Below are 26,697 nucleotides of genomic sequence, written 5' to 3' on the forward strand. Positions count from 1 at the left end.
TCGAATTAATGCGGTTTTAGGCATTTTTGCCTGAATTGAAAACAAACAATTTTTAGCGAGCGAATGCTATGGCTGTTGGCGATTATCCATTTCCTCATATGCACCCTGTACAAGGGGTTAAATTGACCGCTGTTAGTGCGGGTATAAAAAAAGTAGGGCGTCGTGATGTTGTTCTATTTGAGCTGGCGGAGGGTAGTAGTGTCGCAGGTGTGTTTACTCGTAATGCATTCTGTGCAGCTCCGGTAACTGTTTGTAAGGCGCATTTAGCTCAAGCGCCTATCCGCTATTTGGTAATCAATTCGGGTAACGCGAATGCCTGCACTGGAGAGCAGGGTTTATTGGATGCTAAAGCCACCTGTGCTGCAATTGCAGAGCTTGCTGGTGTCAAACCAGAACAGGTATTGCCATTCTCCACGGGAGTCATTGGTGAGCCTTTGCCTGTGCAGAAAATTACAGCGGTTATTCCTGAGGCATTGTCCAAAGTTGACATCAACGGCTGGGAAGACGCCGGCGCGGGGATTATGACTACCGATACTCGCCCAAAAGGATTCAGCCAACAATTTGAGCATCAGGGAAAAACCATCACCGTTAACGGAATTTCCAAAGGGGCGGGCATGATCAAGCCCAATATGGCGACCATGTTGGGTTACATCGCCACCGATGCAAAAATTGCCCAGCCTTTACTGCAATTACTTGCGCGTGAGGCGGCGGACAAATCTTTTAATCGCATCACCATTGATGGCGATACATCAACTAATGACTCCTGCATTTTGATCGCAACGGGCCAAATAGATTTGCCTGAGGTTAACGAGGCTGAGGGTGAGCTTTATGAAAAATTGCGCTCGGTAATTTTTGCAGCACATGTTCATCTAGCAAAAAGTATTGTGAGTGATGGCGAGGGCGCAACCAAATTTGTAACTGTAGCGGTCAGTGGCGGGGCTAATCGAGATGAGTGTCTGGATGTGGCTTATGCGGTCGCTCACTCGCCGCTCATCAAAACGGCTTTGTTTGCATCCGATCCCAATTGGGGGCGGATTGTAGCTGCCATAGGTTATGCAGGTATTCCCGATTTGGATGCAACCAAAGTGCGTGTGCACTTGAATGATACTCTTATCGTAGAGCATGGCGGTCGGGCGAAAAGTTATACCGAAGCCCAGGGCCAGGCAGTGATGAATCAAGCGGAAATCGCTATTAACATTAATCTTGGTCGCGGTGAATATGCGGAAACTGTATGGACCACAGACCTGTCCTACGAATACGTGCGTATCAACGCTGACTATCGTTCCTAATCGCTACGGAATAGATAATCAAGAACAGGTGTTATCGTGGGTAAACTAGTTCATGTTGCTGTAGGCGTGATCTATGGTACAGACGGCAGAATCCTTATCGCCAAACGACCAGATACCGTTCATCAGGGCGGTTTATGGGAGTTTCCTGGGGGTAAGGTTGATGCCGGCGAAACTGTCACTCAAGCGCTGGCTCGTGAATTGCGCGAAGAGTTGAACATCGCAGTACTGGCGAGCGAGCCCCTCATTCAAATTCGCCATCATTATGTTGATAAATCGGTATTGTTGGATGTTCATGCAATCACTGATTTTTCTGGCGTCCCTTGCGGCAACGAGGGGCAGCCTATTCAGTGGGTTAATCGCTCGCAACTTTATCAGTATGAATTTCCCGCCGCCAATCGCCCGATTATTTCCGCGATTAATTTGCCATCCTGTTATGCCATCAGTGGCCCACTGCTCAATGAGTCAGAGTTCTTGATGAAAGCGGCGCGCGCAATTGATGCGGGTGCAGGCCTGTTGCAGCTGCGCATTCCTAATTTCTTGCCGCATGAGCATCAGAGCTTGGTGCAACGGCTCGCTGACTTAACCCTATCTCGCAAAGCGCTGCTGCAAATAAATACTTCTCCACAGCTGTTCACCCGGATTCAGGAATTATCTCCCGGGCATATCGGTCTTCATCTAAATCGTCATGAGGCTGCAAGTTTAGATAAGCGCCCGGTGGGTGCTGATATTTTACTGGGAGTGTCATGCCACAATGAGCAGGAAATTCATCACGCTCAGTCAATAGGGGCCGACTATCTCCTGTTATCGCCTGTTAAAAACACCTCATCACACCCTGATGCGATTCCGCTGGGTTGGATTAGTTTTTCCAAGCTGGTTGAGCTTGCAAACGTGCCAGTTTATGCGTTGGGAGGTGTTGTAGCGGCTGATTTGCCAGAGGCCAGAAAACATGGTGCGCAAGGCGTCGCCAGCATTAGAGAGTGGTGGTAGTGAAGGGTATCTGGCTCAAACACAAACCATATCGGTAGGTTCTGAAGCAACTCGCGCAGACCATGGTTGAGCGTTAATGCTCTTCCTCAGTGTTGATTACCAAATCATCACCAGCGATTCGATGGTTTTCGCTAGCCCATTCCCCCAAGTCAATAAGCCTGCAGCGGTCGCTGCAAAATGGACGGTGAGGAAAGTCGTTATTCCATAGCACGTTTTTTTTACAGCTTGGGCACATAAGCTGCAATGTGGTAAAGTCTGTCATTTGGTCTGTCGATTGCATAAGTGGATTAGTTATCGGTGTGTTGGGTCTGGGTAATTTCCAAATAAAGCTGATGCAGTTTGTCTACCTGCTGATAAAGTTCGTCGATACTGCCATGGTTTTGGATAATATCATGCGCTCTCGCGCAGCGTTCCTGACGATTTAGCTGTGTAGCCATAATTTGTTTTATGTGTTGCGGGTCGCTATTGTCACGTTGGCTTGCACGCTCAATTTGAATATGTTCGCTAGCATCGACCACCAAAATACGATCGACTAGCTTGTATTGTTCTGTCTCCAACAGAAGAGGGGATTCCAGAATGGTGTAATCGCTAGTTGATGCCTTGAGTTGGCGGCGAATTTCCGCGTTGATGAGTGGGTGTAATAAGGCTTCAAGCCAATGTTTTTCTGCGGGTGAGTTAAAAATAATATCGCGCAGTTTACGCCGATTGAGATTGCTCTCTGCATCCAGAATATCTTGACCAAAATGCAGGGAGATTTCAGCAAGTGCAGGGCTACCCTTGGCTACCACATCACGAGCTAATATATCGGCGTTTACGATTGTGATCTTATGGTTTACAAATCGGCTTGCCACCAGAGACTTACCGCTGCCTATGCCACCTGTAAGGCCCACAATCATGCGCAAACTCCTTAGGCTAAGGTGCAACAAATAATTTCAAATAGGTTTGGTTGATGGTGTCGCCCCAGATAAAAGCAATCCAGCCGGCTATCGCAAGATAAGGTCCAAAAGGAATAGGGATGTTTTTATCTCGGCCGCGAATAACCATCATCGCCACGCCAAGAATTGCGCCCACGAGTGACGACAGCAAAATAATTTGTGGCAACATTTGCCAACCCATCCAGGCTCCAAGGGCAGCGAGCAGTTTAAAGTCACCAAAACCCATGCCCTCTTTACCCGTTACTAGTTTGAAGCCTTGGTAAACTAACCAAAGTGACATGTAGCCTGCAACTGCACCCCAAACGGCACTGCTCAAATCTGTAAACATACCGCCGGAATTGAGTATTAATCCGAGCCATAGCAAGGGCAAGGTGATGTCGTCAGGGAGTAGATAGGTGTCTATATCGATCATCGTTAATGCGATCAATGACCAGCTCAATACCAGTGCCGCAAGGCCATTCCAGCTCACGCCAAAATAGGCGACTACAATCACCGATAAAATACCGGTAACAAGCTCAATACTTGGGTAGCGCAAGGAGATATGCGCTTTGCACTGGCTACATTTGCCACCGAGTACGAGATAACTGATCACAGGGATATTTTCCCAAGCGCGGATTTGGTGTCCGCAGCTTGGGCAGCGAGAGCGAGGAACCATTAAATTAAATGATTCTTGTTTTTCATTTTGCTCAGGAAGCTTGGCTATATCGGTGTCGTTAGCTAGAAAATCCCTACACTGGTTTTGCCAATCGCGTTCCATCATTTTAGGGAGGCGAAAAATTACTACGTTCAAAAAGCTGCCAACGAGTAAGCCTAGGGTTAGTGCACATGCCATAGCCAATAACGGGTAGGCTTGCAGAGCAGGGACAATAGACACTGTTATACAACCTGACCTAGTTGGAATATCGGTAGGTACATCGCGATCATAAGCCCGCCAACTAAAATACCGAGCACAGACATAATGAGGGGTTCCAGCAAAGAAGTTAAGCTATCAACCATATTGTCTACAGCTTCTTCATAATAAACTGCTACTTTGTCTAGCATCGCGTCTAAAGCACCAGACTCCTCACCAATAGCCGACATTTGAATGAGAAGCGTTGGAAATATTGACCTTGCTTTTAAAGCTGTATTGAGCTGAATACCCGTAGAGACATCCTCCCTCACTCTAATTATCGCCTCTGAGTAAATTCTATTGCCAGCGGCGCCAGATACTGATGTTAATGCGTCGATAAGTGGTACGCCTGCAGCAAAGGTGGTTGCAAGTGTTCTTGCGAATCTCGCCATCACAGATAGATAGATTATTTGCCCGATTATAGGAAGTTTGAGTATGTATTTATCGACAATATATGCAAATTTTGGAGAGCGCTGAACTGCAAGTTTAAGTGAAAAGACTGACGCTACAGTAATTATAAGAATTAAAAACCAATAAGATTGAGCAAGCTCGGAAAGATGTAAAACAAAAAGTGTGAATGCAGGTAGTTCTGCACCAAAACTGCTAAAAGTTTGAGCAAATTGAGGCACTACTTTTACCAGTAGGATTCCCGTGACAATAACCGCAACTACAACTACAGCTATAGGATATGTCATTGCCTTTTTAATTTTTGCCTTCAGTGCTTCTGTCTTTTCCTTGTAGGTTGCGATCCTGTCGAGCATTGTTTCAAGTGCGCCTGACTGCTCACCTGCATCCACTAAGTTGCAGAATAAATCGTCAAAATATTTTGGATGCTCTCGTAAAGAGGCTGCAAAGCCTCCCCCCGCCGCCACGCTGTCCCTGATCTGTAAGACCAACTTTTTCAGATTAGGATTTTCGAGACCATCTGCCACTATGTCAAAAGCTTGGACTAACGGTACACCTGCTTTCATCATGGTCGCCATTTGACGAGAAAATACCGCTATATCTGCAGGTTTAATCGCCTTCCCGCTGGAGCCAAACAAAGGTTTTGGCTTTTTAGAGACTGAGCGGACAGTAATTCCTTGTTTGGCTAGTAATGTTTTAACAATGGTTGGGCTGCCGCCATTAATCTCGCCTTGAATTTTATTGCCTTTTTTGTCAATACCTTTGTAGACATAGGTATTGCTGGTAGCAATCTGTTTTGGCTTGGCGGCGGCTTTACTTTTGCTTGCGGCAGCTGTTTTGTTGGTTGTAGTTAGTGCCATGGATTAATCCTTGGTGACTCGGTTGGCCTCTTCGAGGCTGGTTAATCCCATTGCGACTTTGCGCAATGCAGATACCCGTAAATTATTAAAACCCGCTTCTTTAGCGGCGCGGGCGATTTGCAGTGAATTGCCGCCTTCCATTATAAGGTTGGCTATTAATGGGGTGATGCGAACCACTTCATATACACCTACGCGCCCCTTATAACCGCCATTGCATTTTTCACAGCCTGGCCCTGGGTGAAATAGTTGAAACTCGGCGCGCGGAATCTTGATCTCATCAAAGCCTTCTTGGGTAAGAATATCGGCAGGAATGTCTGTGGCTGGCTTTTTACAAACAGTACACAAACGTCTGGCCAAACGCTGCGCAATAATTAAGCTCACGCTGGTTGCTACGTTGAAAGCAGGAACTCCCATGTTTAACAGACGCGTTAAGGTTTCCGGTGCTGAATTGGTATGCAAAGTCGATAGCACCAAGTGGCCGGTTTGTGATGCCTTAATCGCAATTTCAGCTGTCTCAAGGTCGCGAATCTCCCCCACCATAATCACGTCAGGGTCTTGGCGCAAGAAGGAGCGGAGTGCTTCCGCGAAAGTAAGGCCGACTTTAGTGTTCATTTGTACCTGGTTAATGCCTTCCAGGTTAATTTCCACTGGGTCTTCGGCAGTAGAAATATTCACTTCGCTGGTATTCAGAATATTCAAGCCCGTGTAAAGCGACACTGTTTTGCCGCTACCCGTGGGGCCTGTTACCAATATCATGCCTTGCGACTGAGCCAGCGCGTCTAGGTAGAGTTTTTTCTGGTCGTCTTCATAACCCAGAGCATCAATACCAAGCTTGGCAGAGCTGGGGTCAAGAATACGCAGTACAATTTTTTCACCGAACAGGGTAGGGAGTGTGTTGACGCGGAAGTCAATTGCACGGGTTTTGGATACCTTGAGTTTAATACGGCCATCCTGCGGCAAGCGTCGCTCTGAGATATCCATTTGCGACATGACTTTTAAACGCGCCGCCATACGAAAGGCAAGATTGACCGGCGGACGAGAAACTTCATGCAAAACACCGTCTGTACGAAATCTGATGCGGTAGCTTTTTTCGTAAGGCTCAAAGTGAATATCCGATGCGCCGGTTTTAATTGCATCCAGCAATACCTTATTAATGTACTTAACAATCGGCGCTTCATCAGCTTCACTGGCATCTTCCTGTGCGGGGGTATCGCCCACCGCCTGCACATCCAGATCATCCAGATTTTCATCCAGATCTCCCAGCGCACCTCCCAATGTTTCCTCTTGGGCGTTTAGGTACTTTTCGATGGCAATTTGAAGCTTATCTGCCTCCACTAAAACTGCTTCGGTATTTATACCTGTATTGAACTTAATTTCATCCAGGGCATGTAAATCGGTAGGGTCTGTGACGGCAAGGAATAAACGGTTGCCGCGTCGAGCTATAGGTAGGGTGTGATGCTTGCGAATCAGCTTTTCATCTACCAACTTTTGCGGAATCAAATCCTTATTCAATGCATTCAGGTCGAATACGGGAGAGCCGAACTCTTCTGCAGCTACCAATGCCAAGGTGCGCGCATCTACTATGGCGTGATTCACCAGATGTTGGGCAAGTGTGACTTTATCTTTTTTGGCTTGGGCGACGGCCTTGGCTGCCAGTTCTGCCTCCAAAATATTGTCTGCAACAAGCCTGCGAGCCAAACCGTTTAGCGCAATAGGGGACGGGTTGTTCATAATTAGTGCCATTAACCGCTGATTTCAAATGGTATGCAATTTTTATATGAATTGAACTCTAGCACCTAATAACACGCTAACCAATCCTGAAATCTGCTACTTGGGGGGATGTGCTGTCGAAAACACAGATGAATGACAAAAAATGTCAGTTGTTTTCGATTCGTGTCTATATTGCATTTTGCAGAAAGCATTGTTTTGTGATGTTGGTCACAAGATAAAAGCTCGAGGTGGCATGTTCAGTAGCTTTGCCAGTGTTGGCATTCTCATTGCTTTTATCCAGATGTGTGTTTCTAACTTGTTAAATAATCGGAGCTCTAAAATGAAAAAAACTCTACAAAAAGGTTTTACCTTAATTGAATTGATGATCGTTGTAGCGATTATCGGCATTCTGGCTGCGGTTGCATTGCCCGCCTACCAAGACTACACCATCCGTTCTCAGGTAGCTGAAGGCCCAACTTTGGCGGCTGGTTTAAAAGCTGCTATCTCTGAGCATTATGCTAACCGTGGTGAGTGGCCAGCAGATAACGCCGATTTAGGTATCAGTGGTACTATCGAAGGTAACTTCGTTGGGAGTGTTGTTAGCGAAGATGGTGTTATTACAATCACATATGATAATACCAATGATCGCGCGACCAACGCCGCGTTAAATACTCTAGTTCTTACCCTGCGTCCTGCTACTTCGGGTTCAGGAGACATCAGCTGGATTTGTGGTCGTGCTCTAGTGCCTACTGGGTTGACTGTTCAGGGTGTTGACGCAACTACAGTTACTGCTAAACACTTGCCGTCTCAATGCAGAGAGTAATTCATAGTATTCTAGTTTGAAAAAGACACCGCTTAGGCGGTGTTTTTTTTGGTTATTTATAAGAGGTTTTTTTGTGGCACTGATGTTTCTCTACCCAAGTTTGATCTTGCTTTTGTTGGGGCTGGTTGTAATTCGCTTTTATCCAGGATACAAACCTGTAGCCAAGCTTGTGCTTATCGCTTGCATGTTGGTGATGACGATAACTGCATTTTACTTGGTCTGCGATCATTTCTCGGGTAACGGCATAAATGATGCCGCAGTGTTTCACATAATTTATCTCATTGACTTTGAGGTATTGTTACAGTTCTGGCCATATTTGTTTTTGGTTCCGCTGGTACTTTTATCGCTTTTAATAATTTGGCGTTTTTACTCGAAGCGTTGGTCTGCATCGCACCAATATTTCTTCCCGTCAGGAACAATTTTTTTTCGATCGTTCATGGCGTTAGTGGGTTGGCTCGCCATTTTTGTCAGTTTGATAATTCACCCCGCTGTGTCTGATACACAGAGAATGATTGAGCAATTATATTTAAATGAGAGTGCGCGCGAACTTTCATCCTATATTCAAAGTGAACCACCCAAGGTTCATCCCGAACGTAAAAAGAGCTTTATTTATATATATGCAGAAAGCCTCGAGCGAACTTTCTTTAATGAAACTCGTTTTCCCGGCTTGATGCCACACATGAAATCATTAGAGCAACAGGCGCTTCGGGTAGAGGGTATTCGTCAGGCTCCTATGACTGGATGGACTATTGCGGGCATGACTGCAAGTCAATGTGGTTTTCCGTTGTCTACCTATAAGGAGGGGCGAAATACCATATCGGTCGTGGATGAAATATTGCCAGGCTCTATTTGTTTGGGAGATATACTTTCAGAGGCTGGATATCATTTGTCGTATATGGGGGGGGCCAGTTTAAATTTCTCTTATAAGGGGGGGTTTTATGATGATCATGGGTTTGATGAAATTATGGGCGGTGCAGAGTTAGATGCATATGCTGGCCGCGAATTGCCCAAATCCAAATGGGGCGTCTTTGATGATGATCTCTACACACTTACTTATAAAAAATGGGATGAAATAAGTAATAGAGATGAGCCTTATGGTTTTTTTATGCTCACTTTGGATACTCATTCGCCTCTTGGCCATCAAACACCGGCGTGCAGCAACATAAAATATGGTGACGGTTCCAATGAGATGCTTAATGCTGTGCATTGTGCGGATAAGCTGCTTGCTGAATTTCTGCTTAAGGTTATGGCCTCACCAAAAGCCAACGACATAACGATATTTGTTGCATCAGATCATTTTATGATGCAAAACAAAGTTGGTTTATTACCTGATCAGGTTGATCGCACCAACATGTGGATGGTTTTTGATAAAAATATTGCCCCACAAGTAATCAAACGCCATGCAACAACCTTGGATATTTCACCCACGGTGTTAAATATTCTTGGCTACGATATTGATGCTTATGGCTTAGGGAGAGATTTAAGGAATAAAAATTTGCAGACTCTGACGGAAACCTTTGGTGAAAAGTCTTTTTTTGATCAGCTTGTGTTATGGCGCGCCGAATTTTGGAAGTTGTGGAAAGAAAACGCAGAAGAGTAATTATTAACTTTAACTGTTAATGGATTGGCAGTTTCCATCGAGGAAATTCCAACTGTGAGTCCATTCTTTCGTGTATCGATAGTAATTCTTTTTACTACATTTTTTTTTGTGGTGTGTTTTTTGTTGAGTCTGTTATTGCGGGGGCCGGCTTTTGAGGCTAGCCGTATTGCCCATGCCGGCGGGCAGTTTCATGGAATGATACTCACCAATAGTCTACATGCATTAACTGCTAGTTATGCTAGCGGGTATCGTTATTTTGAAATAGATTTGAACTACACCAAAGATGGGTTTTTGGTGTGTGCTCATCGATGGGGGAGTAAAAAAGGACAAGTTTTATGGTCGGATCACACTCCGACACGAGATGAGTATCTGGATGCTTATTCAGAGCACTTGTTTACTCCCTGCGTCAAAGAAAGCTTGATGAGTTGGCTAAGTGAGCACAGTGATGCAACATTGATAGCCGACATAAAACAAAATGAACTGATCGCCTTGGCCAGCATAAGTGAAGAGTATCCAAAGCTGAGAAACCGCATTATTCCACAAGTTTTTCAACCTAATGATTTCAGCAAGGTAAGATCGTTAGGTTTTGATCGTGTTATTTGGGCCTTGTATCGTTTTGATGGTGAAAATAGTAGTGTTATTGGCGAACTTAAAAAAATTTCAAAACCAATAGCAATATCTGTTGGTATGCAGCGTATTAATAGTGGACTGCTTAATGATTTGCGATCCAGTCGTCTCGAAATCCCGGTATATGTTCATACCATAAATGACAAGCGCTTAATGTGTATTTTAAAAGATACGCTTCAAGTGCGGGAAGTATTTACAGACTCATTAGATCCCTCAATTGATTGTATGTAATGTGCAGTTATAAAAACCGCATCGACAAATCCACTGCCCTGCAATGTTTAGTCAGGGCGCCAATAGAAATGAAGTCAACCCCTGTTTCTGCTGTTGGTACCAATGTTTGTTCATTGATATTTCCTGACGCTTCCAGTTTTGCTTTTCCAGCATTAATCGCAACAGCTTTTTTCATGTCTTCAATTGTGAAGTTATCCAGCATGATGATGTCGGCACCGGCAGCTAGTGCTTCTTCTAATTCCGCAAAATTTTCTACTTCCACTTCAACCGGTTTGCCCGGTGCGATTTCATGGGCTTTGGTAATTGCTTGGCTGATGCTGCCGCAGGCGGCGATGTGGTTTTCCTTGATTAGAAATGCATCGTACAAGCCGATGCGATGATTGTGGCAGCCGCCGCAAGCCACGGCATATTTTTGCGCGGTGCGCAGGCCGGGGATAGTTTTGCGGGTGTCCAATAATTTCACCTTGGTGTGTGCGACTTGTTGGGCAAAGAAGTGACTACTGGTGGCAGTACCTGACAGGGTTTGCACGAAGTTTAAAGCAGTGCGCTCTCCGGTCAGCAGGCTGCGGGCTTTTCCATGCAGGGTAAACAGGGTGCTATTGGCCTGCGCCAGTTGCCCGTCGTCAATTTCCCAGTCAATACGCACTTCTGGATCTATCTGCCGAAACACCGCTTCAACCCATGCTCTACCGCAAAATATGCAGGTTTCCCGAGTAATAACTTTTGCGCTTGCATATTCTTCAGCGGGGATGAGCTTGGCGGTAATGTCACCCGAACCTATGTCTTCTTGTAATGCAAAGGCGACAGATTGCTGAATGTCGGCGCTGAGGGTTTCCGGTTGGATTTTGTGTGGTGAAGTCATTTTGGGGTGTCCAAAAAATGGCCAGAAAAGGCTAATAAATCGTCTTTTTGGCGCCCTAAACATCCGCTAATTCCAAAAGGAACTTTAAAAGGGGTAAGCCAAAGGTATGGTTATAGCCATTTGTGATATGTCTCTCGATCTTATCATTTGCCCGCTTGATGTGTCTTTTGCTTCGTTATACTTCTCGCATAGAGGTTTACTTTTCTGGTAATTCACCATGAGCGAACAGATGAAATCAGATACCAATAAGGTGGTTCAGTTAGTTCCTGATCGCCCCGCCCCGGTTAACCAGCCAGTGGTTTTAGCGCGCCTGCCAGCGCCCATTCACGCGTTGCGTGACAAGGCTCGCCAGCAACTGCAGTTGCATCTTCGCGAACTATTTGATCGTATTGATGACGCCATGTTTGAGCTGGCGGACAAGGCCAACAACAATCAGGATCAAAACATCTTTTTTGATTCCATGCGCGAAGTTCGTATCCGCCGTCGCGCTATTGAAAACTCTTTTTTTCGCACCATCGATATCAGTTTTGCACGGCTGTTAGATCCAACGGCTTATAAAGATGAAAAGCGCTCCGCAGAACGGGCTGTTGCGCTGGACGAGTTGTCGATTGTAAAAAATGACGAACTGGAAGAAATGGTTGCCATTGAAGGTATGGTGAACAAGGCCAATGAACAGTTTGCCGAGCTAATCCAGCACCTCACTTTGCGTATCGATCATTTGGTGCCGACCAAGGTTTATCAAAAAAATAATCCGCTGGGTGTTGATGTTATTTGCAGTGCATTTACTGATGCGGCTGAATCGTTAAGCATCGATCTCAAAGCAAAATTGGTGATGTACAAAATATTTGACAACGTGATGATGGGTAAATTGGGCAAACTTTTTGAGGTGCTCAATCAGACCTTGATTGACGCCAATATATTGCCTTCTCTCAAGTCCGAGTTGCGCCCGGTAAAGCGCCCTGACACAGCCTCTCATGCTGATAATTTTGGCGATGGTCTCACTGCGCAATTAAAAGCTGGTTTGAGCCATTACGATGATCAAACGCAGCAGGTCTTACACCAGTTGCGCAACTTGCTGGGCAGTAACCGTGCGCCACGCAATCAGGTTCCTGGCGAAGAAATAAATACCCAGGATCTAATAAAGATGCTGTCGCTTGCACAGCAGCAAAATAGTCTGGCCGCTAATACTGCCGCGCCTACCAACTTGCGTAGTTTTCTTACTGAACTTTTGCGCAACGAAACCCAGACAGCTGCCGCGATTAATCAGGTTGATGATGACGTTATCAATCTGGTGAGTATGATGTTTGAGTTTATATTGGATGACCGCAACCTGGCGGCGCCCATGAAGGTGCTTATCGGGCGCTTGCAGATCCCTATGGTTAAAGTTGCCATTGCGGACAAAACATTTTTTAGTAAAGGCGGGCACCCTGCGCGCAGATTGTTGAATGAAATGGCGATGGCTTGTTTGGGGTGGCAGGAACCCACCGAGGAGAATCAACGTAAAGATACGCTCTTCGCGAAAATGGAAGAGATGGTGCAAACCATAGTTGCTGAGTTCGATACGGATATTGGCTTATTTGAACGGTTGTTGGTTGATTTTCGCTCCTATCTGGACAAGGAAAAACGTCGCGCTCAAATTCTTGAACAACGCACGATTGATGCTGAAGATGGTAAAGCAAAATCAGAACGTGCACGTGCGCAGGTGGATGCAGAATTAAATCGCATCACCCAGGGCCGCGATCTGCCATTGGCGGTGACTAAATTGCTGCGTGAAGCCTGGGCAAACGTAATGTTTATCACATCGCTTAAACAAGGCGTGGAGAGTGATGAGTGGCGTCGCTGCACCCTGACCGCCCAACAATTGGTGTGGAGTGTTGTGGCGCCGATGGAGGGTGATAATCGCCAAAAACTATTGAAGTTGGTGCCTGAGCTGCTACAAAAACTGCGCACTGGTTTGGAAAGTATTTCATTCAGCCCGTTTGAAACTGGCAATTTATTTAAACAGCTTGAAATGGTTCATTTGGCCAGATTGCGTGGTGATACCAAACCTATTGCACCTTCTACACCCTCGGTTGATGTCGCTGTAAAAGCGCAAGAAATGGCTGCAAAAGCGGCAAGCATGAAAGCGGCTATGGCTGATGCCCAGGCCAGATCCCAAGCGATAATTACACCGGTTGTGGAGCAGCCAGCAGTTGAGGCTCCTGCTGTAATTGAAGCTCCGGCTGTGGTTGCGAGCGAGCCTGTTGTAAATGAGGTTCAGACTCAGCCATCGCCAGCCATTGCTGAGCAAACTGTAGATTCACCTCAGGTTGAGCCAATGGCTGAACCAGTGGTTGAAGCCATTGTGGCAGACCCTCAACACTTAGCGCTGGTCAATAACATTACCCAAGGCACCTGGTTTGAAATGCAAGGCGAGGCAGGGGAGAAGTACCGCTGCCGCTTGGCTGCGATTATTCGCTCGGTTGGAAAATATATTTTTGTGAATCGCTCAGGTATGAAAGTGGCTGAGGAAAGTCGCGAAAGTTTGGCGATTGCCTTGCAAACCAAACGGTTAACTATATTGGATGACGGTATGTTGTTCGACCGCGCCCTGGAAGCGGTAATTGGTAGTCTGCGCGATCAGCGCAGCTTGGGTTAGTTCAACGTATCGTTGTTCATGTGCTGCAAGCGCGAGCGCTGACATTCTGAAACAAACAAAAAAACCGGCAGCCGGCCGGTTTTTTTGTGGGCGCTAATTGGTCAGTGCTATTTATTCCAAGGGTTCCAGCACCACCAGCGTTTGTCCGGCCTGTACGCGCGCGCCATCCGTTTTTAACAAATGTGTGACTTTACCGGCGCAGTGAGCGGTGATGTTAATTTCCATTTTCATCGACTCCAAAATCAGCAGCAAATCGCCTGCTTTTACTACTTGCCCCAGCTGAACCTGGGTTTGCCATAGGCTGCCGGATACCGGGCTGTCGATACCTATCGCATGTTCAGGAAATTCAGTTTCACTCTGTTCTTCAACCTGGTCTGGTTGCTCATAATTAAATTGGCCATTGGCATGCCAGCGCGCTAGTTCTTCATCAAAGGCTTGCTCCCGCCGCTGGGTGAATTGTTGAATGGATGTTTGGTTGTGCTCAACAAAAGCCAGATATTCACTCAGGCTGAAATGACTTTCTTCAATTTTTATGGGGTAGCGGCCTTGTGGAAAATTCTTGCGAATGGTTTTAAGTTCGTCGGCGCTCACTTCATAAAAACGAATTTGATCGAAGAAGTTCAATAACCAGGGCTGTTTAAATTCAGTCGTTTGGCGATAGCGATTCCACATTTGCAGGGTGCGCCCCACAAATTGATAACCACCCGGGCCTTCCATGCCATAAACACACAGGTAGGAGCCACCAATGCCTACGGAGTTTTCTGCTGTCCAGGTGCGGGCTGGGTTGTACTTGGTGGTGACTAAACGATGGCGCGGATCAATCGGCGTGGCAACTGGCGCCCCCAAATACACATCGCCCAGTCCCATCACTAAATAAGAGGCATTAAATAAAATGTGTTTTACCTCGGCGATAGAATCCAAACCGTTAATGCGGCGAATAAATTCCAGGTTGCTGGGGCACCAAGGGGCGTTGGCGCGCACCGATTGCATATATTTTTGCACGGCGAGCTGACAGGCCTCGTCATCCCAGCTCAGGGGTAAATGTACGATGCGCGAAGGCACACTTAATTGCGCGAGTTGTGTCATCAGCTCGCGCTCGCCAATTTCAAGGTGCGCTAATAATTGCGTGAGCGATACTTGCTGGTTGTCGTAATGAATTTGCAGTGAGCGAATTCCCGGTGTTAATTCGCGCAACCCATCAAGCGTATTTTTTTCCAGCCATTGCATGAGTGCATGGGCACGAAAACGCAATTTAATATCCAGCTCCAGCGCGCCGTATTCAACTAACAGAAAATGATCGCCTGCGATGCGATAGGTCACCGCTTCACCAAATTCAGCGGCGCTGAGTTGTTTGACAATGGGTGATGTCGGGCGAGTTGTTTCCCAATCACAACCTGTTGGCTGCAGTTGCTGCAGTGATTCATTTTGCGATTTTTCAAGCGCAACGGCCGCTGCGAGTATGACGGGAACAAAACGAATTTTATCGCCCGCACGCAGTTGGCCGAGTTTCCACAGGTCGGCAGTAATTACTGTGGCAGGGCAGACAAACCCCCCGAGAGATGGCCCGTCCGGCCCGAGGATCACCGGCATATCGCCGGTAAAATCCACTGTGCCAAAGGCGTAGGCATTGTCGTGGATATTGGAGGGATGCATGCCCGCCTCGCCGCCGGAGCTGCGCGCCCATTCGGGTTTGGGGCCAATCAAGCGTACACCTGTGCGACTGGAGTTGTAGTGAACTTCCCAGTCGCTAGTAAAAAAAGTATGGATGTCTTGTTCAGTAAAAAAATCCGGCGCGCCGTGTGGGCCATAAATAACGCGCAGCTGCCAATGGTTGCTAATGGGGGTAATTAATTGCGAATCAAAAACCGGTGTGCCACTTTCTGGATTAACCTTTTGTTCATCCAGCGCCAGCACATCACCGGTGCGCAAGGCGCGGCCGTTGTGACCGCCAAACTGGCCGAGGGTAAAGGTGGATTTTGCACCTAAATATTCAGGGCATTGAATGCCGCCAGCCACGGCAAGATAAGTGCGCGCGCCTTTATCGCTAATACGCCCCAGCTGCAAAATTTGCCCGGCTTTGATGGTGATGACTTGATACAGCGCGATGCTCTGCTCATTAATGTTTGCTTCGATACTCGCGCCGGTTAATACAATTTGAGTGTCGCAATAAAATTTTAAACTGGGGCCTTGCAGGGTGATTTCCAAACCGGCGGCGGTTTCGCTGTTGCCGATTAAGCGATTCGCCAAACGAAACGAATAATTATCAAATGGCCCGGAGGTGGGCACGCCTACATGCCAGTAGCCGGTGCGGCCGGGGAAATCCTGAATGGTGGTTTGTGTACCGCCTTGCAACACGTCGATACGCGCAGGAGTGAAGACAAAACTATTTAAATAGCGCGTTGTCATGCGGCCCTGTAATAGCGTTTCATCTTTTAGCAGGCAGCGTAAATAATTGATATTGGTTTCTATGCCGTAGAGATAGGTGTTATCCAGCGCATGGGTCAAATTTTTCAGCGTTTGGTCGCGGTCTTCGCCTTTGACAATAATTTTAGCGAGCATAGGGTCAAAGTAGGCCGGTACTTCTATGCCGCTTTCAATCCAGTGGTCGATGCGTAACTGCTCGTTGCATGGAGGAAATTCCACCTTGCTCAAGAGGCCGGCGCAGGGTTGAAAATTCAGCGCTGGATCTTCTGCGTAGACCCGCACTTGAATGGCATGGCCGCGCGGTGATAAGCCTGCGCTCAGTGTGTGAATATCCTCAAGTTCATTCGCCGCTTGGCGCAGCATCCAGGCGACTAAATCCACACCGAACACTTCTTCGGTCACACCATGTTCTACCTGCAGGCGAGTGTTTACTTCCAGGAAATAAAATTGTTGTGTGTTGGCGTCATAAATAAATTCCACCGTGCCAGCGTTGCGATAATTGACCGAGGCGAGTAATTGTTCGGCGGTGCGCTGCATGGCAATGCGCTGTACATCCGGCAAATTGGGGGCGGGGCATTCTTCAACCACTTTTTGATTGCGGCGTTGGCTGGAACAGTCGCGCTCACCAATCGCGATCGCCTTGCCTTTGCCATCGCCAAAAACTTGCACTTCAATATGGCGCGCGGCGGCAATAAATTTTTCTAAAAATACACCATCGTCAGCAAAGTTGTTTTTGCCCAAGCGTTTAACCGAATCAAAGGCGTTAATTAAATCCGCTTCGCTCTGGCATAACTGCATGCCTATGCCGCCGCCACCGGCGGTACTTTTTAACATGACCGGGTAGCCAATTTGCTGCGCGGCGTGTTTGGCGTCATCCAAACTGGTTAATAAATCTGTGCCGGGGCAGAGTGGAACGCCCGCTGCTTGCGCCAGTGCGCGCGCCTTGTGTTTTAAACCAAAGGTGAGCATCTGTTCGGCGGTGGGGCCAATAAACACCAAACCGGCGGCTTCACATTCGGCCACAAAGCTAGCGTTTTCACTTAAAAAACCATAGCCGGGGTGAATGGCCTGCGCGCCCGTTTGCTGGGCGATGGCAATGATTTTTTGGCGATTCAGATAAGTTTGTGCCGCCGCGCCTTCACCCAGGCAATAAGCTTCGTCAGCGAGCCGCACGTGTAAAGAATCCGCATCGGATTCAGCATAAACCGCAACGGCAGTAATATTCAGTTTTTTCAGGGTGCGAATAATGCGGGTGGCAATAGCGCCACGGTTGGCAATTAAGACTTTGGTGAACATGCTCTGCTCCGGCGGGTCGTCCCGCTGGGATTAATACGACAATGGTCGTCCATTGAAGCTTTCAAAAAATTAAATTTAATTCCACACGATAACTTCAATCGGTGTTGGGTTGTAACCGTTGCAAGGGTTGTTTAATTGCGGGCAATTGGAAATCAGCATGACGATATCCATTTTTGCCTCCAGCTCCACATATTTTCCCGGTGCGGATATGCCATCGGCAAAGGTGAGGCCACCCTCGCTGGTCACTGGCACATTCATAAAAAAATTAATGTTGTGGGTGATGTCGCGCTTGCAAATGCCAAATTCCGGGTGCTCGGCAATGGCGAGCATCCAACTGTCGCGACAGGCATGCATGCAGCGTTTTTCCAAGCTGTAACGCACGGTATTACTTTCGGTAGCACAGGCACCGCCGAGGGTGTCGTGACGGCCGCAGGTGTCGGCCACAATTTCCAATAACTCGCGGTTAGCATTGGAGATTAATTTGGTGCCCGCGCTTAAATACAAATTGCCTTGGGTGCGAATGGTATCCATTGCACTGTAGCGTTCGCTCGGGTCTTTGGCGTTGTAAAACAATACATCGGCGGCCTGGTTGCCTTCCAAATCCACAATACGAAAAATTTGCCCCTGTTTTATTTCACCTAAAAAATAATCGCCCGCTTTAACATGATGACGGGCAGTTGCCGTTTCCGGATGCAAATGGCTGGTTTTGAGTGACATGGTTTACCTCGGATTCGCCGCCAAATAATAGAGTTGATTGTTGTGAAAACCGCGCTGATTTTCGGGGCGGAAATTTTTGCAATAGTCATCCTCAGCGACCGGATCGGCTTCGCCCAATTCAATTTGCACCGAGGTAAAGGGATAACTGCTGGATTTATTTAATGGATGAGGGCAGCCATGCATGATCACCAATGTATCCATTTCAAAACGCAGGGTGACACTATTGCCCTTGGCGTGATTGCTGGTATCCAGGGTGATATTGCCGCAATCGTCAGCGATAACTTTGCTGAACCAATTAATATTCGCGGCCATATCCGCGCGGCCCAAACCGTATTTGGCCAGCTCGACTAAAAAAGCGTCGTAACCATTTTGCAACCACTGATTGCGGTCATGCTGGTAATCGCGTTTGCCAAATTGCTGTTCAATACTTTGCGCGGTGCTGTTGCCGCAAATAGTGTCGTGCCAATTGCCGGTGCCATTTGCAGAATAGTCCTCAATGATGGACGCAAAAATTCTGCCCATGTCGGAATACAAACAATTGCCGCGCTGTAATTTAAATGTGTGTTGGCACTTGAGTGTGTCGGGCGCGTTGTAGCGCTCCAATAAATTGCGCGGGTTATAAAACAACATGCCAACATTGGCGCCGCCCGTGAGGTCGGTTATTTTCATAAAACTGCCACGGCGCAACTCCAATGACCAGTGGCCATTGCCGGGCAGGGTAGTGGTGTAATGTGTTTTGCTCATGACTGGGGTTCGCTATTTATTGCTTGGGTGATGCTGGTTAATTCTGGCGGTAGTTCTTGCGTGCGTTTGGTAATGGGCAAGTCGTAGGTGATGCTGGCACCGTAAGCGCTGGGCGCTTGATTATCGCGTCGTAATTTATCGAATACCCACAAACGAGTGCCCAAATAAAAACCTTCGCTTAAATCGTGGGTCACCATAAACACGGTGAGCTGATGTTCTTGCCAGAGTTTTAAAATTAATTGATGCATGTCGGCGCGAATACCGGGGTCGAGTGCGCCGAATGGTTCATCCAATAATAAAATGCGCGGCTTGCGGATAAGTGCTTGGGCAATCGCCAAACGCTGTTTCATACCGCCCGATAATTCGTGCGGGTAGCGAGTGAGGGCGTGGCTTAAACCTACAGAATCCAGCAACGCTTTGGCCTCATCCATTACCTTGCGTTTTTGTTGGCCAAATAATTTCCCTAACAGCGGAGAGTGTTCAAACTCGCGCGCAATCATCACATTTTGTAATACCGTTAAATGCGGAAATACCGAGTATTGTTGAAACACAATGCCGCGCGCTTGATCCGGTTCATCGGGAATGGTTTTGCCGTCCAGTAATAGTTCCCCACTGCTGGGCGTTTCCATGCCCAACAACATTTTTAAAAACGTACTTTTGCCGCAGCCAGATGTGCCCACCATAGTAATAAATTCGCCGGCATTGACGCTGATATTCAAACGCTCCAGCACGACAGTATCGCCGTAGGTTTTCCACAGGTTTTTTGCTTGGATCATCGGCATGCGGTTGGCTCTTTGTTTTTCATGCAGGTTTTTATCAAAAGGAATCACGGTCATGGTGCGACTCACTCTGTGTTAGCGTTGATTGCCGGCACTGTGCCAGGGGAAACACCAGAGATTTATTTTGGCCAGCAACCAATCCACTAAAAAGGCGAGCAGGGTGATCCAGGCAACGTAAGGCAGAATCACATCCATCGACATATAGCGGCGCACTAAAAAAATGCGATAACCCAAACCGTCGGTGGAGGCTATGGCTTCGGCAGCAATTAAAAATAACCAACCGGCGCCGAGCGATAAACGCACGGCATTAATCAAGCGTGGCAAGAGTTGTGGGGTTAATACCCGCACAATAATTTGCCAGGTGGATGCGCCCAGGGTTTGCGCTTTGACCAATTGCTCCAGGGGAATTTCTTGGGTGCAGCGCTGAATGTCGCGCGCGATAAAAGGTGCGACACCAATGACAATCAGTGCCACTTTGGATAACTCGCCCAAGCCAAACACAATAAATAACACCGGTAGTAATGCCATGGGCGGCACCAGCGAGATAACGGTTAACAGTGGTGCAATGGGTGAATGCAGGGTGGGAATGGCACCGGTTAACAGGCCGATGCTAAAACCTAATAGTGCGGCGATAACAATACCCAGCGCTAAACGATGCAGGCTGCTGAAGGTATCTTGCCAAAATAAATACTCGCCGGTGCGTTTACTCGGTTCAAATGCCAGATTGTTGATGGCTGCGCCCATTTGCGAAAAACTGGGCAGGAGTTTGTCGTTGGCATTTTCGGCAAGTCGCGCATCGGAAGCGATTAAATAAATCACCAGAATTAACGCAAAGGGCAAAATGCCTAACAGCAGTTTGAGTGGTTTTGATGGCGTGAGATTAATCAATCGTTTCATGTTTTTATCGCTGCGTTGTTAAGGCTTTAACCCCACCCTGACCCTCCGTAAGGGGAGGGAACTCACCCCACCCTAACTCTCCCCTTCACAAGGGGACTGGAAACTCCTCCCCCTTACCAAGGGGGAGGTTGGGAGGGGGTCTAGCTACTCCCCTTGGTGAAGGGGAGAGGCCGGGAGGGGGTTAAAAAATTAAAGTTTTTTATCCGCCGCCATTTGCATGTAAGTGGTATCAAAACGCAGCTTCACATTTTGTTTATTGCCATAAACACCCTTGGGGCCGGCTACGCCGATAAATTCCGCGTCGGGTGCGCCTTCGCCCAGCAAGCCGTGATCAAAGGAAAACTCCGCGACTTTTTGCATGGTGGTGAGCAGGGCATCGCTGTTCACTAACTCCAGCGCGGCCTCCGGGGTGTAAAACATTTTGGTGCTGGCTAACTGCGCCTCGTAACCGGCCAGATCGGTGCCTGATGCAACGGCCATTGCCGTTTTAGCCGCGGTGGCGGCCTTGTCGCTGCCGCTCATGGTGGCCATGATTTCGTACCAAGCGCCCACCAAGGCTTTACCGAGGGCGGGATTTTTTTGCAGGGTCGCACTATTCACCACCATCAAATCCATAATCTCACCGGGGATTTGTGACGAGTCGAATACTTTGGTGCTGTTGGGTTGCGCGAGTATTTCACTCAGCAGTGGGTTCCAGGTGGTCACGGCGGTGACATCCTTGGAGCTATACACGGCAACCATATCGGCGTCAGAGGTGTTGACGACTTTGACATCGGACTCTTTCAGGCCGACTGATTCCAGCGCGCGTGCCAGCAAATAATGCGACACGCTCAGCTCCACTAAATTGACTTGCTGGCCTTTGATGTCTTTGAGGGTTTTATTGGCGCCCTTGAGTACCACCCCATCGTTGCCGTTAGAGAAGTCACCCACAATCAGCGCGGTGGAATCCACGCCGCCGGCAGCGGGAATGGTGAGGGCATCCATATTGGTCATCACACAGCCATCAAACTCGCCGGCGGTGTATTGGTTGATGGACTCTATGTAGTCGTTAATTTGTACGACTTCTATCGCTATGCCGTATTTGCTCGCCCACTTGTCGATAATTTTTTGCTCGGCGGCGTAGCCCCAAGGCATCCAGCCCACATAAATCGACCAGCAGACTTTAAAGGGTTCAGCGGCACTGGCGAGCTGGGCGCTCATGCCAAGTGTAAGGGCGAGTAATAGCTTATGCAGACGGGAATGGCGCAACATGAACAAACCTCCAGGTATGGGTATACAGCGGCGACGTAACAAAAATGAAAGAGAGCGCTCTGGCGATTAGGCCAATCATCTCCCGGGCTTTTGTCCCGCCGTGTAACCCCGCGCCTGTGAGAGGCCGTTAGAGGTCGAGAGCTCTCGGACCAGACATCGCTGGCAATCGCCGCGACCGGAACCCTAGCTCCCTATTAATTAATTGTGTGAATAGCCCGACCGCCCAGATTGCGAGTCAGTTATTTCAGCCTGCACTCTCGCAATATGGGTGCCAAGTGTGGAATTTATGTTTATCCACCAGTGTTGGCGCTAGTTGCAGCATTGGGGTAAACAATAAGGGCAGGTGTTGCTTCTCGATGGGTGCTTTTTTTTGGTGCGCAGCCACCTCTGCTTGAGGGGGTAAGTGCACCAAGGTGGCGCGGTATTCCGATAAAGTCGAGCTGATTATTTTTTGCTCGCTGAGGGGGTAAAGCCGCGCTATTCTGTGAAACATTGGGCACAAACTGCTAAGATTGTCGCTCAGGACAACCTTTTTTCGGCGTCGCTGGTTGCGGGTTGATCAGCTGATGGATGATTAAGGTTTGCAGAGGTCCCTTATTGGGCATTAACAGCAGGGGCTAAGGAATATGAATCTCATGGATCAGTACGGAATTCTTATGCACAACTCAGGTATGCACAACTCCGGTGTGGGCGGTACAGGCTTGCCAGGTGGCGATGCGACTAAACCTTCGCAATACTCCAGTGTGGCTATGTCAGAACAACTTATCATCGAACATCTCAAACATTGCCGCGACTTAACGCGCGGTTTTGCCTACCGTGTTTTTCCCAATTTTTGGCGCGAGTGGTGTAAGCAGATTTTGGAGATTGCCGAGCAGGCAAAATCCAATAAAGATCAGGTCGCGCTCTACGAAATCCAAAACCTGTTGAGCGCCGTGCAGCAAGCGGCCGAACAGGAGTTTTGCCAGCATCTGGCCAATGGTTTTGTGAAATTCAAAAACAAATCGCTCAATACCTTGACCGGGGAAGAGCGTTTTAGTGGCGATATCCTATCCCTCGTGGAACATTCCGATTTGGAAGAAACCATCGCTATTACCTCCATCACCCACCGCGCCGATAACTTTTTTGCCGAAAACCTCTGGGCGTTGCAACAGCGTTTGGCGCTACTGAACGATGGCGAAAAGATCGATGAACGCACCAATCCGGCAAGCCCGGTGCAGTTTTGCGAAGCCTTGCGCCGGGTGCTTACCAATCTGGATGTGGACGTAAAAACCAAGATCATCGGCTACAAGCTGTTTGATCAGGATGTAGTTGGCATGTTGGGCGAGCTTTATAACGAGCTGAACGATTACCTGATTCGCCAAAACTTGCTGCCCAACCTGCGTTTTGTGGTGGCCCATGACAAACCCGAGAGCCTGCGTGAAGACGCGATTCAGGATGACCCTTCTGAACAACACCATGCCGAAGCCAGCACACAGCAGCAGGCGGTAGATGCGCAGCAACACCAGCGCCGCGCCAGCGACAAGCTGTTAAATGGCGCGCTCAACCCCAACGACATCCAGTATCAAAATAGCCTGTTGAACGCTATTCGCTTATTGCAAACCCACGTCACCCAGATGATGCCGGCGATTCAGGCAAATGCCGCCGCCCAGCCCGCCCCGACGGCGGCCGTGCCGCAAACGCCACCAGCGCAATTGCAGGTCTACACCAGCCCGCAGCTGGTGAATGTGCTGGATCAGATGCAGGCTCAGGCTCTCCATGCCAGCCAGCAGGCGCTGGCCGATCAGGAAACCGCGGCGCCGGCAGTTATTCCGGTGCAGAGTGCGGCTGAAGTCAGTCGCCAAATGATGCGGCAGATCGCCAGCGAAAACGAAAACGGCGCGGTGGAAGCGGGCGATATGCAGACCATTGATTTGGTGGGCATGTTGTTTGAGTACATGCTGTCCGACGATCATCTGCCCGATTCAGTCAAAGCCCTGCTGAGTTATTTGCACACGCCATTTTTGAAAATTGCGTTTATCGACAAAGGCTTTTTTGAGCAACCCGAACACCCGGCGCGAGTGCTGCTCAACAGTTTGGCCGAGGCGGGAGTGCGCTGGGTAAGCAATGACGGCAGCGACCAGTACGATATTTTTACCAAGATCAAAACCACGGTGTTTCGCCTGCTGCACGAATTCAAAAATGACGTGCGCATTTTTGCCGAGCTGCTGATTGAATTTAACGGCTACACCAACAACGTTGCCCGCCGTCAGGAATTGATGGAGCGCCGCGCGCTGGAAAAAGCCCAGGGCGAAGAAAAACTGCGCGAAGCCAAGTTGCAAGTGAACCATGAGGTGCGCAGTCGCACCGATAATCGCGACATGCCCTCGGCGATTTTGCTGCTGTTATTGCAGCCCTGGTCGGATTACCTGTCGTTTGTATTGCTGCGTTACGGCGATAAATCGGAAAGCTGGGCGCGGGCGCTCAGAGTGATCGATGATCTGCTCTGGTCGTTGGAGCCTAAAACCACCCAGCAGGACAAGGTTAAACACATGGAGCTGCAGGATGATCTTTTATCCAGCCTGGAGCGCGGGTTTGAAACCATAGGTTATGAACAGGCCAAGGGGCGCAAGCTGCTGGATGCGGTTGCCTCATTGCAGCGCATGGCACTGCTCAGCCGCAAAGCCGAGCCGGCACCGGCGCCTATGCGCACCAAGTTGGAACTGTTAGCGGCGGAAAAAGCGGGTCATGTGGTGGCCCAGCAACATCCCGTCTCCCCCGAGGAGGCCAAGCTGGTGGATAGCCTCAAAATGGTGGAGTTTGGCACCTGGTTTGAATTTGATGGCGGTAAACGCCTGAAGGTGGCCTGGTACAACAAAAAGACCCAGCACTACATGTTGGTGGATCAGCAGGGGCGTAAAGTGTCACTGGCGGGTGGTTTGCAGCTGGCGCGCGACATGATCGCCGGGCGCGCGCGCATTATCGCCGGCAGTACCAAACCCTTCTTTGAGCGGGCGCTGGAGAATATCTACCACAACCTCAACGAGCGTGCGGATCACCTGAAAACCGGAGCCGCCTCATGAGTCACAACTGCAGCAAAGAGCACGACCGCGACATGGAGCGGCACATCATCCAGGGCGACGTAGACGTTTACGACAGTCTGCGCGACCTGTATCTGGGGCGCCTGGTCAATATCCATACCCAGGGTTTGATGGTCATGGGGGATCTGTCGCTGGAAGAGGATCGTCTCTACACCCTTGACCTGCATTTGCCGGAGCCGATCAATGATCAATTGGTAATCCAATTGGGTGTGGATTGTCTGTGGACGCGCGAGGCAGATTTGGCGGGTAAATATTGGATGGGCTTTTCCATTATCGATGCGTCTACCGAGTCGCTGCAGTCGATTCGGGATTTGGTTGAGCGCCTGGGGGAATCCTACTAGCTGCTTTCCTATTCAGCTTGCCCTCACCAGCCTGCCCTTAACAACCAAAAACGCCGCGCTAATCACGCGGCGTTTTTGTTGATGGGTGGTTTGCTTTAGAAGAGATCGGTAAACACTATGCCCAAGGCAAAGACTTCAAGGTCGACGTTGTAGTCGATCAGGCTGTGGCCGTAGCCGTTGAAGTATTTGAACTGGCCGCGCAGGTTGCTGCTAATCGGAAAGCTCCAGCCCAACTCAATGGCACCCCAGCTTGTGCCGTCCAGGCTGTCGCGCAGCATCAGGCTGTAAATATCGTCATGGTGCTGGTAGGCAGCGTTTAATTCAAAGTTGCCCAGGTAATCGGTAATGTCGGGATTATCGTCGCCGTCCGGGTCGCCGGGGTACTCCTGTGCGGATTCCGGCAGGCGATACCAGGGGTTGAGCGCAAAGGCAAAGTTGCCCCGCTCGAACACACTGGTAAACATCACCCTGTTCCAACTGCGCGATAGCAGGCCGCCCTGACCGTTGGATTGATGGTTGAGGATCAGGTCGTTGAGTACGTTGCGGAACCCCAGAATTTCCCAGTCATTGGTAAAACTCAGGATCAATTCCGGTTGATGGTTGGTTTCGCGAAAGGGCGCCGAGTCTGAATCGCTGTAAAGCTGCCAGAGCGAGTGATTGGTGTAGCCCAAATACAGGTGGCCGTTCTCGCCAAAGATATCCTCGCGCAGCAGGATTTTCACACTCAGCTGAAAGTCTGCCTCGACATTGCGCAGGTCGCTGAGCGATTCATTGGCGTTGTCCCGGTAGGGCGACTCGTTGGGGGTGCGGGTGTAACTGGCGGGGTAAAAATAATTGATTTTGTGCGGTGTCAGCATAAACCGGTTGGAGCGGTTGAGAGCCTCCAGCGTCATGCGTCGCTTTAGCAGTCGGTCGTCCTCATTGCTTGTCGAATTGCTTGTCGCATTAGTAGTCGCGTCACTGCCGGCAATGGTTTGCTCCGTTAATTGCGCCTGATTTTGCTCGTTCACCCCCGCGCTTTGGAGCTGCTGTTCGTAGAGTAACTGGCAGGCCTGGCGCAGTTCGGCAACCGTCATGGCCGAGGCTGCACTGGTAACCGAGGCTTGCAAACAACTATTCATGGCTTCCAGCGGCATTTCCGGCGCGCTGCTGTCGGCGGTTTGCGCCGTGGCTAGCGCACTGGCAAGGGTGAGCGGCAAAAGGCTTAACCGGTGCCGGTGATGCTGGGAGGGGCAGTAGCGCATTGGGCAAAGTCTCCGGGCGGATGGCGGTACAGAGGTGAGCAGTCGTTGACCGCTATTCTAGGCGCTATCGC

General features: G+C 48.9%; 21 protein-coding genes and 1 riboswitch. Of the genes, 8 read left to right on the forward strand and 13 right to left on the reverse strand.

Going from position 1 to position 26,697, the window contains the following annotated elements; all coding sequences use genetic code 11:
• Window positions 1-68 precede the first annotated feature (68 nt).
• Window positions 69-1,289, forward strand: coding sequence for a bifunctional glutamate N-acetyltransferase/amino-acid acetyltransferase ArgJ (gene argJ, locus ACFODX_RS00310; RefSeq protein WP_378114885.1), 1,221 nt, complete (start codon window positions 69-71; stop codon window positions 1,287-1,289).
• A 36-nt stretch (window positions 1,290-1,325) separates the two neighbouring features.
• A complete protein-coding gene (locus ACFODX_RS00315; RefSeq protein ID WP_378114887.1) occupies window positions 1,326-2,276 on the forward strand; it encodes a Nudix family hydrolase in 951 nt (316 codons plus the stop codon).
• Between the two features lie 73 nt (window positions 2,277-2,349).
• Here the strand turns inward: ACFODX_RS00315 and yacG are convergent, their stop codons facing one another.
• Genes yacG through pilB form a run of 5 tightly spaced genes read right to left on the reverse strand, consistent with a single transcriptional unit; the run spans window position 2,350 to window position 7,096 of the window.
• On the reverse strand, window positions 2,350-2,556 hold the full coding sequence (yacG, locus tag ACFODX_RS00320) for a DNA gyrase inhibitor YacG (RefSeq protein ID WP_449244690.1): 207 nt from the start codon (window positions 2,554-2,556) through the stop codon (window positions 2,350-2,352).
• A gap of 7 nt (window positions 2,557-2,563) precedes the next feature.
• The gene (coaE, locus tag ACFODX_RS00325) at window positions 2,564-3,172 is read right to left on the reverse strand and encodes a dephospho-CoA kinase (protein WP_378114889.1); all 609 of its coding nucleotides are present in this window, start codon (window positions 3,170-3,172) and stop codon (window positions 2,564-2,566) included.
• A gap of 16 nt (window positions 3,173-3,188) precedes the next feature.
• Window positions 3,189-4,085 (reverse strand): prepilin peptidase, encoded by an 897-nt coding sequence (locus tag ACFODX_RS00330; protein WP_378114891.1) that lies wholly within the window; start codon window positions 4,083-4,085, stop codon window positions 3,189-3,191.
• Between the two features lie 2 nt (window positions 4,086-4,087).
• The gene (locus tag ACFODX_RS00335; protein WP_378114893.1) at window positions 4,088-5,365 is read right to left on the reverse strand and encodes a type II secretion system F family protein; all 1,278 of its coding nucleotides are present in this window, start codon (window positions 5,363-5,365) and stop codon (window positions 4,088-4,090) included.
• Between the two features lie 3 nt (window positions 5,366-5,368).
• Window positions 5,369-7,096, reverse strand: coding sequence for a type IV-A pilus assembly ATPase PilB (pilB, locus tag ACFODX_RS00340; protein ID WP_378114895.1), 1,728 nt, complete (start codon window positions 7,094-7,096; stop codon window positions 5,369-5,371).
• Between the two features lie 142 nt (window positions 7,097-7,238).
• Here pilB and ACFODX_RS00345 point away from each other — a divergent pair, with 142 nt between their 5' ends.
• The 3 genes from ACFODX_RS00345 (at window position 7,239) to ACFODX_RS00355 (ending at window position 10,356) form a co-directional block, all read left to right on the forward strand.
• Window positions 7,239-7,898 (forward strand): pilin, encoded by a 660-nt coding sequence (locus ACFODX_RS00345; protein ID WP_378114897.1) that lies wholly within the window; start codon window positions 7,239-7,241, stop codon window positions 7,896-7,898.
• A gap of 82 nt (window positions 7,899-7,980) precedes the next feature.
• Window positions 7,981-9,498, forward strand: coding sequence for a sulfatase-like hydrolase/transferase (locus tag ACFODX_RS00350; protein ID WP_378115502.1), 1,518 nt, complete (start codon window positions 7,981-7,983; stop codon window positions 9,496-9,498).
• A gap of 54 nt (window positions 9,499-9,552) precedes the next feature.
• Window positions 9,553-10,356 (forward strand): glycerophosphodiester phosphodiesterase family protein, encoded by an 804-nt coding sequence (locus tag ACFODX_RS00355; protein ID WP_378114899.1) that lies wholly within the window; start codon window positions 9,553-9,555, stop codon window positions 10,354-10,356.
• A gap of 7 nt (window positions 10,357-10,363) precedes the next feature.
• Here the strand turns inward: ACFODX_RS00355 and nadC are convergent, their stop codons facing one another.
• Window positions 10,364-11,218 (reverse strand): carboxylating nicotinate-nucleotide diphosphorylase, encoded by an 855-nt coding sequence (nadC, locus tag ACFODX_RS00360; RefSeq protein ID WP_378114901.1) that lies wholly within the window; start codon window positions 11,216-11,218, stop codon window positions 10,364-10,366.
• 217 nt (window positions 11,219-11,435) lie between these two features.
• Between nadC and ACFODX_RS00365 the strand changes: the two genes are divergently transcribed.
• A complete protein-coding gene (locus ACFODX_RS00365) occupies window positions 11,436-13,856 on the forward strand; it encodes a DUF1631 domain-containing protein (RefSeq protein ID WP_378114903.1) in 2,421 nt (806 codons plus the stop codon).
• Window positions 13,857-13,967: 111 nt separating this feature from the next.
• Here the strand turns inward: ACFODX_RS00365 and uca are convergent, their stop codons facing one another.
• The 6 genes from uca to ACFODX_RS00395 all read right to left on the reverse strand — a co-directional run bounded on the left by uca (window position 13,968) and on the right by ACFODX_RS00395 (window position 21,964).
• Window positions 13,968-17,576: an urea carboxylase gene (gene uca / locus ACFODX_RS00370; protein WP_378114905.1), complete on the reverse strand. Its 3,609-nt coding sequence runs from the start codon at window positions 17,574-17,576 to the stop codon at window positions 13,968-13,970.
• A gap of 75 nt (window positions 17,577-17,651) precedes the next feature.
• Window positions 17,652-18,293, reverse strand: coding sequence for an urea amidolyase associated protein UAAP2 (locus tag ACFODX_RS00375; protein WP_378114907.1), 642 nt, complete (start codon window positions 18,291-18,293; stop codon window positions 17,652-17,654).
• A 3-nt stretch (window positions 18,294-18,296) separates the two neighbouring features.
• Entirely contained in the window at window positions 18,297-19,037 is a 741-nt protein-coding gene (locus ACFODX_RS00380) for an urea amidolyase associated protein UAAP1 (RefSeq protein ID WP_378114909.1), read from the reverse strand.
• Window positions 19,034-19,819 (reverse strand): ABC transporter ATP-binding protein, encoded by a 786-nt coding sequence (locus tag ACFODX_RS00385; protein ID WP_378115504.1) that lies wholly within the window; start codon window positions 19,817-19,819, stop codon window positions 19,034-19,036. The genes ACFODX_RS00380 and ACFODX_RS00385 overlap by 4 nt, the downstream gene beginning before the upstream one ends.
• Before the next feature lie 72 nt (window positions 19,820-19,891).
• Entirely contained in the window at window positions 19,892-20,713 is an 822-nt protein-coding gene (locus tag ACFODX_RS00390) for an ABC transporter permease (RefSeq protein WP_378114911.1), read from the reverse strand.
• A 189-nt stretch (window positions 20,714-20,902) separates the two neighbouring features.
• Window positions 20,903-21,964: a putative urea ABC transporter substrate-binding protein gene (locus ACFODX_RS00395; RefSeq protein ID WP_378114913.1), complete on the reverse strand. Its 1,062-nt coding sequence runs from the start codon at window positions 21,962-21,964 to the stop codon at window positions 20,903-20,905.
• Between the two features lie 77 nt (window positions 21,965-22,041).
• Window positions 22,042-22,162, reverse strand: a riboswitch (guanidine-I (ykkC/yxkD leader).
• A 428-nt stretch (window positions 22,163-22,590) separates the two neighbouring features.
• Here ACFODX_RS00395 and ACFODX_RS00400 point away from each other — a divergent pair.
• Both ACFODX_RS00400 and ACFODX_RS00405 read left to right on the forward strand, forming a co-directional pair.
• Entirely contained in the window at window positions 22,591-25,023 is a 2,433-nt protein-coding gene (locus ACFODX_RS00400) for a DUF1631 family protein (RefSeq protein ID WP_378114915.1), read from the forward strand.
• Entirely contained in the window at window positions 25,020-25,382 is a 363-nt protein-coding gene (locus tag ACFODX_RS00405) for a PilZ domain-containing protein (protein WP_378114917.1), read from the forward strand. Before ACFODX_RS00400 ends, ACFODX_RS00405 begins: the two co-directional genes overlap by 4 nt.
• Window positions 25,383-25,477: 95 nt before the next feature.
• Here ACFODX_RS00405 and ACFODX_RS00410 read toward each other — a convergent pair whose 3' ends face one another.
• Complete coding sequence (locus tag ACFODX_RS00410) at window positions 25,478-26,626, reverse strand: phospholipase A (protein ID WP_378114919.1); 1,149 nt, start codon at window positions 26,624-26,626, stop codon at window positions 25,478-25,480.
• Between the last annotated feature and the right edge of the window lie 71 nt (window positions 26,627-26,697).

Source organism: Cellvibrio fontiphilus (genome assembly GCF_042646205.1).
Taxonomy (GTDB): Bacteria; Pseudomonadota; Gammaproteobacteria; order Pseudomonadales; family Cellvibrionaceae; genus Cellvibrio; species Cellvibrio fontiphilus_A.